16 protein-coding genes are annotated in these 15,106 nt (G+C 65.6%); 15 read left to right on the plus strand and 1 reads right to left on the minus strand.

Features of this window, described 5'->3' with window-relative positions; genetic code table 11:
* The first annotated feature begins 130 nt into the window (after window positions 1-130).
* The 11 genes from AOA14_RS02510 (at window position 131) to rplQ (ending at window position 8,924) form a co-directional block, all read left to right on the plus strand.
* The gene (locus AOA14_RS02510; protein WP_058813107.1) at window positions 131-1,519 is read left to right on the plus strand and encodes a S41 family peptidase; all 1,389 of its coding nucleotides are present in this window, start codon (window positions 131-133) and stop codon (window positions 1,517-1,519) included.
* A gap of 16 nt (window positions 1,520-1,535) precedes the next feature.
* Window positions 1,536-2,018 (plus strand): disulfide bond formation protein B, encoded by a 483-nt coding sequence (locus AOA14_RS02515; RefSeq protein WP_062900642.1) that lies wholly within the window; start codon window positions 1,536-1,538, stop codon window positions 2,016-2,018.
* On the plus strand, window positions 2,015-2,536 hold the full coding sequence (locus AOA14_RS02520; RefSeq protein ID WP_058813105.1) for a demethoxyubiquinone hydroxylase family protein: 522 nt from the start codon (window positions 2,015-2,017) through the stop codon (window positions 2,534-2,536). The genes AOA14_RS02515 and AOA14_RS02520 overlap by 4 nt, the downstream gene beginning before the upstream one ends.
* Before the next feature lie 84 nt (window positions 2,537-2,620).
* Window positions 2,621-3,223, plus strand: coding sequence for a hypothetical protein (locus AOA14_RS02525; RefSeq protein WP_058813104.1), 603 nt, complete (start codon window positions 2,621-2,623; stop codon window positions 3,221-3,223).
* Between the two features lie 362 nt (window positions 3,224-3,585).
* Window positions 3,586-3,906, plus strand: a complete 321-nt coding sequence (locus AOA14_RS02530) for a hypothetical protein (protein WP_234178554.1) — start codon at window positions 3,586-3,588, stop codon at window positions 3,904-3,906.
* Between the two features lie 59 nt (window positions 3,907-3,965).
* Entirely contained in the window at window positions 3,966-5,309 is a 1,344-nt protein-coding gene (locus AOA14_RS02535) for a TldD/PmbA family protein (protein ID WP_062900644.1), read from the plus strand.
* 12 nt (window positions 5,310-5,321) lie between these two features.
* Window positions 5,322-6,113 carry an inositol monophosphatase family protein gene (locus tag AOA14_RS02540; protein WP_062763912.1) on the plus strand — a complete coding sequence of 264 codons (792 nt, stop codon included), beginning with the start codon at window positions 5,322-5,324 and terminating at the stop codon, window positions 6,111-6,113.
* A 202-nt stretch (window positions 6,114-6,315) separates the two neighbouring features.
* Window positions 6,316-6,684, plus strand: coding sequence for a 30S ribosomal protein S13 (gene rpsM / locus AOA14_RS02545; RefSeq protein WP_003040400.1), 369 nt, complete (start codon window positions 6,316-6,318; stop codon window positions 6,682-6,684).
* Window positions 6,685-6,790: 106 nt separating this feature from the next.
* Entirely contained in the window at window positions 6,791-7,180 is a 390-nt protein-coding gene (gene rpsK, locus AOA14_RS02550) for a 30S ribosomal protein S11 (RefSeq protein WP_003040416.1), read from the plus strand.
* Between the two features lie 103 nt (window positions 7,181-7,283).
* Window positions 7,284-8,342, plus strand: coding sequence for a DNA-directed RNA polymerase subunit alpha (locus AOA14_RS02555; RefSeq protein ID WP_003040418.1), 1,059 nt, complete (start codon window positions 7,284-7,286; stop codon window positions 8,340-8,342).
* A gap of 159 nt (window positions 8,343-8,501) precedes the next feature.
* On the plus strand, window positions 8,502-8,924 hold the full coding sequence (gene rplQ / locus AOA14_RS02560; protein WP_003040421.1) for a 50S ribosomal protein L17: 423 nt from the start codon (window positions 8,502-8,504) through the stop codon (window positions 8,922-8,924).
* A gap of 97 nt (window positions 8,925-9,021) precedes the next feature.
* On the opposite strand, the gene AOA14_RS02565 is transcribed toward rplQ, so the two are convergent.
* A complete protein-coding gene (locus AOA14_RS02565) occupies window positions 9,022-10,023 on the minus strand; it encodes an NAD(P)H-quinone oxidoreductase (protein ID WP_234178552.1) in 1,002 nt (333 codons plus the stop codon).
* Between the two features lie 113 nt (window positions 10,024-10,136).
* Here AOA14_RS02565 and AOA14_RS02570 point away from each other — a divergent pair, with 113 nt between their 5' ends.
* The 4 genes from AOA14_RS02570 (at window position 10,137) to map (ending at window position 15,060) form a co-directional block, all read left to right on the plus strand.
* Window positions 10,137-10,334, plus strand: coding sequence for a DUF1192 domain-containing protein (locus tag AOA14_RS02570; RefSeq protein WP_062900646.1), 198 nt, complete (start codon window positions 10,137-10,139; stop codon window positions 10,332-10,334).
* 138 nt (window positions 10,335-10,472) lie between these two features.
* Window positions 10,473-11,612: an energy transducer TonB gene (locus AOA14_RS02575; RefSeq protein WP_062900647.1), complete on the plus strand. Its 1,140-nt coding sequence runs from the start codon at window positions 10,473-10,475 to the stop codon at window positions 11,610-11,612.
* Window positions 11,613-11,799: 187 nt separating this feature from the next.
* Window positions 11,800-14,136 carry an ATP-dependent Clp protease ATP-binding subunit ClpA gene (gene clpA / locus AOA14_RS02580; RefSeq protein ID WP_058813119.1) on the plus strand — a complete coding sequence of 779 codons (2,337 nt, stop codon included), beginning with the start codon at window positions 11,800-11,802 and terminating at the stop codon, window positions 14,134-14,136.
* Between the two features lie 84 nt (window positions 14,137-14,220).
* Window positions 14,221-15,060 (plus strand): type I methionyl aminopeptidase, encoded by an 840-nt coding sequence (gene map / locus AOA14_RS02585; protein ID WP_062900648.1) that lies wholly within the window; start codon window positions 14,221-14,223, stop codon window positions 15,058-15,060.
* Window positions 15,061-15,106: the final 46 nt, after the last annotated feature.

Genomic DNA, 15,106 nt, shown 5'->3' on the forward strand with positions numbered 1-15,106 from the left:
GCCGCCGTTAACGCGCCGTTCGGGCGACCTTTGCTAGGGCAATCGCGCGCTTGACGCCGATGCAAAGGCATTGGACGATGGCTTGCCGGGGATTATAGTGCGGCCTGTTCCGCGTGACTGAAAGACATCCATGACCGAATCGACCAAGACTCCCGCCTCCCCGAAGCGCCGCTTCGCCTTCTGGCAGGGGGCTGCCGCGCTCAGCACGCTCGCGCTCGTGCCGCTCGCAACCGGCGCGATGGCGACGGTCGATTCGAAGACCACCGAGGAAATCCAGCGCTTCATGGACGTGTTCCTGGAAGTGAAGGCCAATTATGTCGAACCGGTCAGCGACGACAAGCTGATCGAAGGCGCGATCAACGGCATGCTCGCCAGCCTCGATCCCCATTCGGGCTATCTCGACGCGCGCGACTATTCGACGCTGCGGACGCAGACCGATGGCGAATATGGCGGCTTGGGCCTGTCGGTGACGATGGAGGACGGCGTGGTCAAGGTGATCGCGCCGACCGCCGACACACCGGCCGACCGCGCGGGCATCAAGGCCGGCGACTATATCACCCATATCAACAAGCAGCTCATCTTCGGCATGACGCTCGACGAAGCGGTCGAACAGATGCGGGGCCGCCCCGGCACCGAGGTCGAGATTACGGTCGTGCGCGAGGGCCAGGACAAGCCGATGGAGCTGACCCTGAAGCGCGAGATCATCGACGTGAAGCCAGTGAAGTGGGAGGTCAAGGACGATGTCGGCGTGCTGACCATCGCCAGCTTCTCCGCCGACGCGGGCCGCGACCTGCGCGCCGCGATGGTCGCGGTCGAAAAGTCGCTCGGCCACAAGCCGCGCGGCTGGATCGTCGACCTGCGCTCGAACCCCGGCGGCCTGCTCGATGAGGCAGTGAGCGTCAGCGACGTCTTCCTCGACCGCGGCGAAATCGTCTCGCAGCGCGGGCGCCGCAAGAATGATATCGAACGCTTCTTCGCCGAACCCGGCGACCTTGCGCAAGGCGCGCCGCTGATCGTGCTGATCGACGCCGGATCGGCTTCGGCGTCCGAAATCGTCGCCGGCGCGCTGCAGGACCAGCACCGGGCGCTGATCATGGGCGAACGCAGTTTCGGCAAGGGATCGGTGCAGACCGTGCTGCCGCTGACCGATACCACGGCGCTGCGGCTGACGACGGCGCGCTATTACACCCCGTCGGGTCGCAGCGTGCAGGAAGGCGGGATCGAGCCCGATATCCGCGTGCCGCAGCTGTCCGACCCCGACTATAAGGACCGTCCGCGCTTTCGCGAAAGCGACCTGCGCCGCCATCTGATCAACGAGAAAAAGGTCGACAACAGCCTGCTCGAAAAGGACGAGAAGGACGATCCGCGCTTCACCGCCACCGCCGAGGAGCTGAAGGCCAAGGGCATCGAGGATTATCAGCTCTATTATGCGCTGCAGACGATCGGTCGCATCGGCCCGTCGACTTCGCGTATGGCGCAGGCGACCAAGCCCGCCGCCAAGCCGACGACGCGCAACTAAGAGGGGCTGACCGACGATGCGAACTTCGCGTTACGCCGCGCCGCTTGCCGCGCTTGCCATCCCGCTGGCGCTCTATGGCGGTGCGCTGGTGTCGCAATTCGGCTTCGGACTCCACCCGTGCGAGATGTGCTACTGGCAGCGCTGGCCGCATCAGGCGGCGATCGTGCTGGCGGCGCTGGCACTGCTGCTCTCCCGCAATACGGCGGCGATGCGCGGGCTGACTCTGCTCGCCGCAATCGCCATCGCGATCAGCGGCGTCATCGGCGTCTTTCACGCCGGGGTCGAATATGGCTTCTGGGAAGGGCTGACGACGTGCAGCACCGGCGTCAGCGGACCGGTATCGCTCAGCGACATCATGGCGGCGCCCATCACCCGCTGCGACGTCCCGCAATGGACGCTGCTCGGTGTTTCGCTCGCCGGTTTCAACGCGATCTTCTCGCTCGCCGGCGCGGCGCTCGTCTTGACCTTGCTGCGCCGCCGTCCCACATCGGCGGCATGATGACAGCTGACCGCAAAACGGCCTCGATGATCCGCGTCGATCAGGCGGGCGAATATGGCGCGACGCGCATTTATGCGGGTCAGCTCGCGGTGATGGGCGACCGCCATCCGATGGCGCGCGAGATCGCGCATATGGCCGAACAGGAAGAGCGACACCGCAAATTTTTCGACGCGATGGTCGCGCGCCGCGGCGTGCGCCCCACCGCGCTTCAGCCTTTCTGGAACGTCGCAGGCTTCGCGCTCGGCGCCGTCACCGCCGCGATGGGGCCGCGCGCCGCCATGGCCTGCACCGCCGCCGTCGAGACCGAGATCGATCGCCACTATCGCGAACAGCTTGATACGCTGGGCGACAGCGACCCCGAACTGAGCGCAGCGGTTGCCGATTTCCGCGCCGAAGAGCTGGAGCATAAGGAAGCGGCGATTGCCGCGGGGGCCGAAAGCGCACCCGCCTATCCGTTGCTCAGCCTCGCGATCCGCGCGGGCTGCCGCGCAGCCATCGCGCTGTCGAAGCGTATCTGATAGGGTTCCACAGGGAAAGCCTGACCGTTCAGCGCGGATGCAGGCAGCGGGTGGCAAGCCGCCCGAAACGAAAAGGAAATGACGATGACCCGCCTGCCGCTTGCCATGCTGATCCTCGCCGGGGCAGCGATCGCCCAGCCCGCCGCCGCGCAAGATACGGGGCCGGTGGGCCCCGCGAATGAGAAGATCAATCAGGTCATCGTCTATGGCAACGACAAATGCCCCGAGGCGAATGGCGATGAAATTCTGGTCTGCGCCGTGTTGCCCGAAGGCGACCGTTACCGCGTCCCGCAGATTTTCCGTGGCGGCGACCCGCTCGACCCGCGCAACGAAGCCTGGGTGAACCGGGTCGTATCGCTCCAGCGCGTCGGCCGCTTCGGCACCGACAGCTGTTCGCCGGTCGGACTCGGCGGCTTCACGGGCTGCACCCAGCAATTGCTCGCCGGCGCCAAGGCCGAACGGCAGGCCGCCGACAAGACCGACTGGCAGGCGATGATTGCTGACGAGCGCGCCAAGCGCCTCGCCGGGATCGATGCGGCCGCCGACACGGTCGAAGCAGCCGTCGTCGCCGAGGAAAAGGCGCTGGCCGACCGGCAGAAGCAGGCCGAAGAGACCGCGCCCGCAACCGACGCACCGGCAACCGACAATCCCGACGCCGAACCGCTGCCGGTCCCCCCGCCGCGCTGATTTGCGGCACGGCGCGCGGCGCGCGCCCCTCTCTACCGCTATTTTCGACTCGGGCAGAGTTCGGCCTCGCGACCGGGGCTGATGGCGCGCGCCTTCGCGCCCGGCTCCCGGTGAAACAACCGAATCTGCCGCAATATCAGCCGTCGGACCCGATTTTGTTGCGATTCTGCGGTGAATCGAACCCGAAAATTAACGAATCGCTGGCAACCTGTCTTGACTTGGGAATTTTCGGCTGAAAACTTCGCATTTATGGGAATCGCCAGCCGGGGAGGCTGAAAAACAACATGGCATCGACCTTCGAACCGCGCCTTTGGCGCCGCGCTACCGCCAGCGTTCCACCGGCACGCAGTCTAGGTCGTCGCATGACCTGGCACGCCGCCGCCGCGCTGATCGTTTTTGCGGCCCTCCAGGTCTGGCTGGTCATGAGCGCGGTTTCCGCCGGCGCCCCGTCGATGCTGGCGGTCGTGTCGCTGATCGTCGTCCTTGCGCTCGCGCTTCCCGTCGCGCGCTCGACCGAGCGGCGCTGGTATCATCTGAGCCGCCAGGCGCTGGCAAGTTGGGGGCTGCACGCCCGCTTCCGCCGCGATGTGCGCCGCCTGTGGGTTGCCGCGATCACCCTGCCCTTCCTGTGGGTCAGCGGTGCGATGGCGGCCACCGATGCCATCGCCGCCATCGCGCGCTGAAGCGCACGTCATCCGACTTTGATTTTGACGCCCCGCCGCGCGCCGTATAGGGCGCGGCCATGCTGAGTGTTTCCGAAGCCCTCGACCGCGCGCAAATGCTTTGCGCCGCCGCGACCAAGGCGGGCGCCGACGCCGCCGACGCGCTTTACTATTGCAATGCCGCGACCTCGGTCTCGATGCGGCTGGGCGCGCTCGAGGATGTCGAGCGGTCCGAGGGGCAGGATATCAGCCTGCGCGTTTTCGTCGGGCAGCGCAGCGCCAGCGTCTCGACCGCCGACATGGATGCCGCCGAACTGGCGAAGCTCGTCGAGCGCTGCGTTGCCATGGCACGCGAGGCGCCCGAAGATCCCTATGCGGGCCTCGCCCCCGCCGACCGCCTGTTCACCGGCCCGGTCCCCGATTTCGATCTCGACGACGGCAGCGAAGCCGATCCCCAGGCGCTGCGCGAGGCCGCGCTGGCGGTCGAGGAGGCTGCGCGCGCCGTCGCCGGCGTCACCAACAGCGAAGGCGGCAGCGCGAGCCACAGCCGCACGCGCTTCGCGCTCGCGACGAGCCATGGCTTCGCCGGCGGCTATGGGTCGAGCGGGCACAGCCTGTCGGCGAGCGTCATCGCCGGCGAAGGCGCGGCGATGCAGCGCGATTATGGCTGGCACAGCGCGCATCATCTGTCCGACCTCGAAAGCGCCGCCGAAATCGGCGCGCGCGCCGGAACCCGCGCCGTCGCGCGGCTGAACCCCGGCAAGGCGCCCGTCGGCAAGGTGCCGGTCGTCCTCGATCCGCGCATCGGCAGCAGTATCGTCGGCCATCTGCTCGGCGCGATCGCCGGCCCCGCGATCGCCCGCGGCACCAGCTTCCTGCTCGGCAAGGAAGAGCGGGCGCTGTTCGACAGCGCAATCGTCGTGCGCGACGAACCGCATCGTCCGCGCGGGCTGCGCAGCCGGGCCTTCGACGGAGAGGGCCTGCCGACCGCCGCGCGCGATATCGTCGCCGATGGCCGCATTACGGGGTGGCTGCTCGACACCGCGTCGGCGAAGCAGCTCGGGCTCGAACCGACCGGCCATGCGAGCCGCGGCGGCGGAGCGTCGGGGGTCTCTGCCAGCAATCTGCATCTCGCGGCCGGGTCGATTGCGCCCGACGCGCTGATCGCCGACATCGACCGCGGCGTCTATATCACCGAACTGATCGGCCAAGGCGTCAACCCCGTGACCGGCGATTATAGCCGCGGCGCATCGGGTTTCCTGATCGAGGGCGGGCGGATCGCCGGCCCGATCGCCGAATTCACGATCGCGGGCAATCTGATCGACATGTTCGCCGCGCTGGTCCCCGCCGACGATCTGGTCTTCCGCCACGGCACCAACGTGCCGACGCTGCGCATCGACGGCATGACCGTCGCCAGCAGCTAGGCCGGCCGCCCGATGCCCGCGCGCAACCTGGAAGCCGTGATCGCCGCGACGCGCGAGGTCGGCGACATGGCGATGGCGCGCTGGCGCGGCGAGGGCAAGGCAGTCAATGTCTGGCACAAGTCGGAAAATAATCCGGTCAGCGACGTCGATCTGGCGGTCGATGCCCGGTTGAAGGCGGTTCTCGGCGCGATGGTGCCGGAGGCCGGATGGCTTTCGGAGGAAACCGCGGACAACAGCGACCGGCTGTCGCGCCGTTTCATGTGGTGCGTCGACCCCATCGACGGCACCCGCGACTTCATCCGCGGCCGTCCGGGCTGGGCGGTGTCGGTCGCGCTGGTCGTCGACGGCGCCCCCGAAATCGGCGTGCTCTACGCGCCCGCGCTCGACGAACTGTGGGTCGCCCGCAAGGGTCAGGGTGCGACGCTCAACGGCGAAACGCTGCGCGCCAGCCGCCGGATGATCTTCAACGGATCGCGCGTTCCCGCCGACAGCCTGCCCAAGATCGACCGCGACCTCATCATGGTGACAAAGCCCAACAGCATCGCGCTGCGCATGGCGCTGGTCGCCGACGATCGCGCCGATCTGGTCGCGACGCTGCGCTGGGGTTTCGAATGGGACGTCGCCGCCGCGGCGCTGATCGCGACCGAGGCCGGCGCGACCGTCACCGACGCCTTTGGTGAGCCGCTCGTCTTCAACACGCCGCGCGCGCAGGCCTTCGGTGTCATCGCGAGCGCGCCGGGCATTCATGGCGCGGTCGTCAACCGGCTGCACGACCGGGCGGTGGCGCTGACCGCCGATGATTGAGGCGCGCCCCGGCAGGCTGCAAAAGCCGCCGCTTCGCTTGACAATTCGCCCGACTCACCTTAATTGCGCATCCATTCCAACACCCTGACCGGACGGCGAAACGCTCAGCGCGTCTTCGTGGTCCGTTTTTTGCGTTGGAAAACAGACGCTTTGAGATAGGGCTCGTTTGCCAGCGAACCCTGTGGAGCAGGAGAAAGAACAGATGGCACGTATCGCGGGCGTAAACCTGCCCACCAACAAGCGCGTAATCATCGCGCTCACCTACATCCACGGCATCGGCCGCAAGACCGCCGTCGACATCGCCGACAAGCTCGGCATCGACCACACCCGCCGCATCCAGGACCTGTCGGACGCCGAAGTCCTGCAGATCCGCGAAACGATCGACGCCGACCTCACGGTCGAGGGTGATCTTCGCCGCAACACGGCGATGAACATCAAGCGCCTCATGGACCTCGCCTGCTATCGCGGCCTGCGTCATCGCAAGGGCCTTCCGGTCCGCGGCCAGCGCACGCACACCAATGCGCGCACCCGCAAGGGCAAGGCCAAGCCGATCGCCGGTAAGAAGAAGTAAGAGCAGAGATTCGTCCGGGGGACGGATTTCCTTATTTCTCCGCCGGAGGTCGCCATCGCACTGGCACCACCGGTCGTTTTCAGGATTTAGGGTTTAGGAATTCAAAATGGCTCGTGAACCGCAGCGCCTTCGTCGGCGCGAACGCAAGAATATCTCGTCGGGCGTCGCCCACGTCAACGCGACCTTCAACAACACGATGATCACCATCACCGACGCGCAGGGCAATGCGATTGCCTGGTCGAGTGCCGGCATGATGGGCTTCAAGGGCAGCCGCAAGTCGACGCCCTATGCAGCGCAGGTTTGCGCCGAGGACGCCGGCAAGAAGGCCGCCGAACATGGCGTCCGCACGCTGGAAGTCGAAGTGAAAGGCCCCGGCGCCGGTCGTGAATCGGCCCTGCGCGCGTTGCAGGCGGTCGGTTTCCACATCACGTCGATCCGCGACGTGACGCCGATCCCGCACAACGGCGTACGTCCGGCCAAGCGCCGCCGCGTCTGACGTTTCCGGACTGGCGGTCTTCGGGCCGCTCTGCCGTCACCATATCTAACGCAGGACAGGCTCGACCCGCCCCGCCCGTCCCGCCCAAAGCAAAGGGAAGTCCATGACTGTCAATATCCGGAACTGGCAGGAATTGAAGAAGCCCAGCAACCTGGAAATCAAGGCTGGCAGCGACAGCAAGCGCAAGGCCACCTTCGTCGCCGAACCGCTCGAACGCGGCTTTGGCCTGACGCTTGGCAACGCGCTGCGCCGCGTGCTCCTGTCGTCGCTCCAGGGTGCGGCCATCACGTCGATCAAGATCGAGAACGTCCTGCACGAATTCTCGAGCCTGGCCGGCGTGCGCGAGGACGTGACCGACATAGTTCTCAACGTGAAGCAGATCGCGCTCAAGATGGAAGGCGAAGGCCCGAAGCGGCTGCAGCTTTCGGCGACCGGTCCCGCGACCGTCAAGGCCGGCGACATCATGGTGTCGGGTGACATCAAGGTGATGAACCCCGATCACGTGATCTGCCACCTCGACGACGGGGCGACGCTGAACATGGAACTCGTTGCCGACACCGGTAAGGGCTATGTTCCCGCGACGGCCAACCGTCCGGCCGACGCGCCGATCGGCCTGATCCCGGTCGATTCGCTCTACTCGCCGGTGCGTCAGGTCGCCTACAAGGTCGACAATGCTCGCATCGGTCAGGAACTGGACTATGACAAGCTGTCGCTGACCGTCGATACCGACGGCACCGTGACCCCGGAAGATGCCGTCGCCTATGCTGCGCGCATCCTCCAGGACCAGCTTCAGGTCTTCGTCCACTTCGAAGAAGCGATGAACGACAGCGGCCTCATCGGCATGGCGGCTCCGTCGGCTTCGACCGAGGAATCGGACGTCAACCAGCTCAACCGCTTCCTTCTCAAGAAGGTCGACGAGCTCGAACTGTCGGTTCGTTCGGCCAACTGCCTCAAGAACGACAACATCATCTACATCGGCGACCTGGTCCAGAAGACCGAGGCCGAGATGCTCCGCACGCCGAACTTCGGCCGCAAGTCGCTCAACGAGATCAAGGAAGTGCTCTCGTCGATGGGTCTGCGCCTCGGCATGGACATCCCCGGCTGGCCGCCGGAAAACATCGAGGAAATGGCCAAGAAGCTCGAACAGGAGCTACTGGGTTAAGTCCCGAACTGTTCCCCGGCGAAAGCCGGGGCACAGGTGCAACGCTGAATCTGGACCCCGGCCTTCGCCGGGGAACACAAAGGGAAAAGGGCTCCCCCGCAAGCGGGCCTGGCTTGGGGTTCCGTAAAACGGCCCCTCTGACAAACGAAGGAATGGATTATGCGTCATAAATCGGGTGGCCGGAAGCTTCAGCGCACCGGCGCGCATCGCATCGCGATGTTCCGCAACATGTCGGCTTCGCTCATCAAGCATGAGCAGATCACGACGACCGTCGCCAAGGCGAAGGAACTGCGTCCCTATGTCGAAAAGCTGATCACGCTCGCGAAGCGTGGCGGCCTTGCCAATCGCCGTCTGGCGATGAGCCGTCTGATGGACGAAGCGCAGCTTCAGAAGCTGTTCGACGTCCTCGCCGAACGCTACAAGGACCGCAACGGCGGCTACACCCGCATCATCAAGGCCGGCATCCGCGCTTCGGACGCCGCGCCGATCGCGATCATCGAATTCGTCGACCGCGACGTCGATGCCAAGGGCCAGGATTCGGGCCCGGTGCTGACCGACGAGGAACTGGAAGACGCGGCCTGAGCCGAACTTTCCATCGACACAAGGTCAAGGGCGGCGTCCAACCGGACGACCGCCCTTTTTCTTGGCCAGCCGCCGGGGACCAGCGCGCAGCAAGCGATTATCCGATCTTGAGGACGATCTTTCCGACGTGCGCGCCCGCCTGCATCCGCGCGTGCGCAGCGGCGGCATCGGCAAGCGGAAAGGATTGATCCATCGCGGGCTTCCAGGCCCCGCTGGAAAGGCGCGGCCACAACGTCTTGTGAATCTCGTCGGCCAGCGCGGCCTTGAAGTCGGCGCTGCGCGCCCGCAGCGTCGATCCGGTCATCGTCAGGCGGCGGCGCATGAGCTGCGACATGTCGATTTCGGCTTTCGCGCCCCGCTGGAAGGCGATGGTGACGTGCCGCCCGTCGTCGGCCAGACACGCAAGATTGCGCGGCACATAATCGCCGCCGACCATATCCAGCACGACATCGACCCCCGCCCCGCCGGTAAAGCCCTTTACCGCCTCCACATAATCCTCGGCCGAATAATCGATCGCGAGGTCGGCGCCGAGCGCCCGCGCCGCGTCGCATTTGTCGGCGCTGCCGCAGGTGACGATGATGCGGATATCGAATAGCTTGCACAGGCCGATCGCCGTCGTTCCGATACCGCTGGTCCCCCCGTGGACGAGCGCTGTCTCCCCTTCCTTGATCCAGCCGCGCTCGAACAGATTATGCCATACCGTGAACACCGTTTCGGGCAGTGCCGCCGCTTCGGCCATGGTGAATCCTGCGGGAACGGGCAGCACGCTGCCCACGGGCGCGACGCAATATTCGGCATAGCCCCCGCCCCCGACCAGCGCGCACACCGCCTGCCCCAGCATTTCGGGATCGCCGCCCGGTCCGGTCGCGACCACTGTCCCGGCGATTTCGAGGCCGGGAAGGTCCGACGCGCCGGGCGGCGGCGGATAGAAGCCCATGCGCTGGAGCACGTCGGGACGGTTCACCCCCGCCGCGGCGACGCGGATCAGCAACTCGCCCGGCCCCGGCCGCGGCACGGGTCGCTGCTCGGCAACGAGCACTTCGGGGCCGCCGGGTTCGCGGATCGCGACGGCGGTCATGCTCTCGGGCAGGCTGGTCACGCTAAATCCCCCACTTTGTTCGATTTCCCACTCGTCCCGCCTTATTGACAGCCGCGGCGCGGGGGTCAACAGTTCGCGCCCCACAAGGCCGCAATTCGACAGGGAGGATGGCCATGGACGACGACGACCTTCCCCGCCGCCGCGACGATGTGCTGACGGCGCTCGCCAAACAGTCGCTCGACCCCTTGTCGGTCGCCGAACTCGACGATCGGCTTGCGGTGCTGGAAGCCGAGATAGCACGCACAAAGGCGCACAAGGCGGCAGCGGGCAGCTTCAAGGCAAATGCGGAGGCACTGTTCCGCAAAGGATGACGGGGCGGCCGTCGCTGCAGCGCCATGAATCTGCAGGCAAAAGCGGCCGATTTGGCGGGGTCGACTCTTGCCCGCCGCATGGGCTCTGCCTAGCCTGTAGCCGAAATTTTCCCCCGAAATCAGGAACGGAACGAGCCCATGCCCCTTATTGTCGCGCTTTCGATTGCCGCCCTGGCCAGCACGCCGCCACCCCCTCCGCCCATTGTCATTCCGGCTCCTGTCGACAAGTCGCCCCTTCCGCTGCTTGAGTCTGCCGACGGTTGGCCGGCGCTGCTTTCCTGGGATATCGCCGATGCGCGCTGCAGCGACGGCGCCCTCGACACTGCGGGCGTAAAGGCCGTCCTGCGCGCGATGTCGAACCGGCCGATGCGCACCGCCGCCCAGATAATTTATCGTTTCGACATCGACGCCGACGGACGGCCGATTTCGATCGAGAGCGACGGGTCGCCTGGCGCTCTTGGTCAGGATCTACCGGCATCGCTGGCGGCAAGCCGTTTCCCGGTCGGGCAAGCCCGCACCCGATGCACGATACGCTATCGCATCAGCGCGCAGGCGGTCGGCGCCGCTGCACCCCCGGATCTGCTCGCTTATACGATGACGCCGATTTCGGGACCGTTGCCCAAAGAGGGATGGGCGCGCATCCGCGACATCGGCACTTGCGCCGCACCGCCGCGCCCCCGGCCGCTCCTTCGCGCCTTTCCGGACTTTTCGAAAATCCCGGCGACGCGGGGACGAAAAGACTGGTCCTTTGTCCTTTACGACACCGATGCGAAAGGGCGCCCCGTCAACCTGAAGACATTTGCGACGTCGGGCAATCGGGAGCTCGATGCGGCGGCGCGCGACGCCGTGGCACGATCGCGCTTCACCGGAGGCGTTCGCACGCAATGCCTCTACCCTTATCGGCGGGCGCCAGAGACGGTATCACCGCCGCCGATTCCCGATGCCGACGCATTCAGGCCGCAGGGCGCGACCTGCGGCGACGATCGCGCGTGGGACCGCAAGCCGGCCCTGATCTACCCCGCCGCTTATCGCCGGCGCGCAGTCGAAGGCTGGGCGGTGCTGACGTATGACATCGCCCCTTGGGGTGAAATCGGCAATGTCAAGGTTGCCGCGGCGCAGCCTGCTGCCGACTTCGGCACCCAGGCGCAGCGAATGCTCCTGTCCGCGCGGGCCGCGGCTTCGCCGCAAGGATGGACGGGCTGCGTCGAGCGGGTCCGTTTCCAGATGGGAACGGCGCAGGACGACGATGACAAACCCGACTCCGACGACGCGACCTAGCGCAGGCCCTGTGATTGAGCGGCGTCGCGCCCGCCAAATCGCAACGCTGCGTTAACCATAAGACAAGCCTGTCATCGTAATTTCACACGAGCTTCCGCTTTTCCCTTGCGGAGAGACGGGAGCATCGCCACGTTGTGTTCCTAGGGGCGGCCTCTCCCCGGCACGTCCCCGCAAGGAGATGAAGACCATGCCGTCCTTTTCGGAGTCCCTCGAAAAGACCCTGCACAACGCGCTGAAGGCCGCGTCGGAGCGCCACCACGAATATGCGACGCTGGAGCATCTGCTCTACGCGCTGATCGACGACGAACATGCTGCCGAAGTGATGCGCGCGTGCGGCGTCGCGCTGGGCGAGTTGCAGTCGGCGGTGGTCCATTATCTCGACACCGAACTCGACAGCCTGAAGGTCGAGGGGCACAGCGACCCCTCCCCAACCAGCGGTTTCCAGCGCGTCGTCCAGCGCGCGATCCTGCACGTCCAGTCGTCGGGCAAGGATGAGGTGACGGGCGCGAATGTCCTCGTCGCGCTGTTTTCGGAGCGCGAGAGCTATGCGGTCTACTTCTTGCAGCAGCAGGATCTGACGCGGCTCGACGCCGTTTCCTACCTCAGCCACGGGGTCGGCAAGGGCGGCAAGCCGTCGCCCACCGCCGAGCCCGAGGAAAAGGAAGAAGCGAAGGACAAGAGCGAAGGCAAGAACAAGAAGGAAACCGCGCTCGACCAGTTCACGGTCAACCTCAACGAAAAGGCGAAGGGCGGCAAGGTCGACCCGCTGATCGGCCGCAGCGCCGAGGTCGACCGCACGATCCAGATCCTTTGCCGCCGCAGCAAGAACAACCCGCTCTATGTGGGCGACCCCGGCGTCGGCAAGACCGCGATCGCCGAGGGCCTCGCGCGCAAGATCATCGAGGGCGACGTGCCCGAGGTGCTGAAGGAAGCGGTGATCTATTCGCTTGATATGGGCGCGCTGCTCGCCGGCACGCGCTATCGCGGCGATTTCGAGGAGCGGCTGAAACAGGTCGTCTCCGAACTCGAAGGCATGCCGCACGCGATCCTGTTCATCGACGAGATCCACACGGTGATCGGCGCCGGCGCGACGAGCGGCGGCGCGATGGATGCGTCGAACCTCCTGAAGCCCGCATTGTCGGGCGGTGTGATCCGCTGCATCGGTTCGACCACCTACAAGGAGTTCCGCAATCATTTCGAGAAGGACCGCGCGCTGCTGCGCCGGTTCCAGAAGATCGACGTGATCGAACCGAGCATCGAGGACACGAAGAAGATCCTCGCCGGCCTGCGCGACGCGTTCGAGAGCCATCATAATGTGAAATACACCGCCGACGCGATCAACGCGGCGGTCGAGCTGTCATCGCGTTACATCAACGACCGCAAGCTGCCCGACAAGGCGATCGACGTGATCGACGAAGTCGGCGCGATGCAGATGCTGGTGCCGCCGTCGAAGCGCCGCAAGACGATCACCGCGAAGGAGATCGAGGCGGTGATCGCGACGATGGCGCGTATCCCGCCGAAATCGGTGTCGAGCGACGACAAGAAGGTTCTCGAAACGCTCGAGACCGACCTCAAGCGCGTCGTCTTCGGTCAGAATACCGCGATCGAGGTGCTGTCGTCGGCGATCAAGCTCAGCCGCGCCGGGCTGCGCGATCCCGAAAAGCCGATCGGCAATTATCTGTTCAGCGGCCCCACCGGCGTCGGCAAGACCGAGGTCGCGAAACAGCTCGCGCATCTGCTCGGCATTCCGCTCCAGCGGTTCGACATGTCCGAATATATGGAACGCCACTCGGTGAGCCGCCTGATCGGCGCGCCGCCGGGCTATGTCGGCTATGACCAGGGCGGCCTGCTGACCGACGCGATCGACCAGAACCCGCACTGCGTGCTGCTGCTCGACGAGATCGAGAAGGCGCATCCCGACCTGTTCAACATCCTGCTCCAGGTGATGGACAATGGCCGGCTGACCGACCACCACGGCAAGACGGTCGACTTCCGCAACGTGATCCTGATCATGACGACCAATGCGGGCGCGAGCGACATGACGCGCGAGTCGATCGGTTTCGGCACCCAGACGCGCGAGGATGCGCAGGAAGAGGCGGTGAAGCGCATGTTCACCCCCGAATTCCGCAACCGCCTCGATGCGATCGTCCCCTTCGGCTATCTGCCGCCGGAAGTCGTGGCGCGCGTTGTCGACAAGTTCATCCTGCAACTCGAACTGCAGCTTGCCGACCGCAACGTCCACATCCAGCTCGACGACAAGGCGCGCGAATGGTTGACCGCCAAGGGCTATGACAAGCTCTATGGCGCACGCCCGATGGGCCGCCTGATCCAGGAAAAGATCAAGCAGCCGCTCGCCGAAGAACTGCTCTTCGGCAAGCTCGTCCACGGCGGCGAGGTCAAGGTGAAGCTGAAAACCGGCGAGGATGCCAAGGTCGGCAATCCGCTGAGCTTCGAAATCACCCCGGCGGCGCCCAAGGCGAGCAAGGGCAAGGGCAAGGCCAAAGCTGAGAAGGCGGCAGAGTAGAAACCGCTTCAACCCCTCCCGCTTGCGGGAGGGGTTTTGTTTGACCCCCTCGCTTTTTGGGGCTGCGGCGCCTATATCACCGGCATGTACAACTACATCTCCGTAACCGCCGACGAAGCGGCCACCCCCGCCCCCGTCCGCGACGGCACGATCAAGCTTCACGACGAATCCGGCTTTGCCGGAATGCGCAAGGCCGGCCGGCTGTCGGCCGAGATTCTCGACGCGCTCGTTCCTTTCATCCAGCCCGGCGTGACCACCGGGGCGATCGACGATCTGGTGCGCGAGATGATGCTTGCGGGCGGCGGCATTCCCGCGACGCTGGGCTATCGCGGCTTCACGCATAGCTGCTGTACCAGCATCAACCATGTCGTGTGCCACGGGATTCCCGACGACAAGCCGCTGCGCGAAGGCGATATCGTCAATGTCGACGTCACCAGCATCATCGACGGCTGGCATGGCGACACCAGCCGCATGTATCTGGTCGGCGAAGTTCCGATCAAGGCGCGGCGGCTGGTGGACGTGACCTATGAATGCCTGATGCTGGGCATCGAACAGGCGAAGCCCGGCAATACGATGGGCGACGTCGCGCACGCGATCCAGAGCCACGCCGAACGCCACCGTTATTCGGTGGTGCGCGATTTTTGCGGTCACGGGCTCGGCCAGATGTTCCACGATGCGCCCGAAGTGGTCCACGCCGGGCGCCCCGGCACCGGCCCCGAGCTGAGGCCCGGCATGTTCTTCACCATCGAACCGATGATAAACACCGGCAAATATGCCGTGAAGATGCTTGCCGACGGCTGGACCGCGGTGACGCGCGACCGGTCGCTTTCGGCGCAGTTCGAACACAGCATCGGCATCACCGAGGACGGCTGCGAAATCTTTACCGCAAGCCCCAAGGGACTCAACACCCCGCCCTGGGCCTGAAACCTGCCAGACTTTAGGTAGAACACCCTAAATTCCCGCTTGCGAA

The organism is Sphingopyxis terrae subsp. terrae NBRC 15098, assembly GCF_001610975.1.
GTDB classification, from domain to species: domain Bacteria; phylum Pseudomonadota; class Alphaproteobacteria; order Sphingomonadales; family Sphingomonadaceae; genus Sphingopyxis; species Sphingopyxis terrae_A.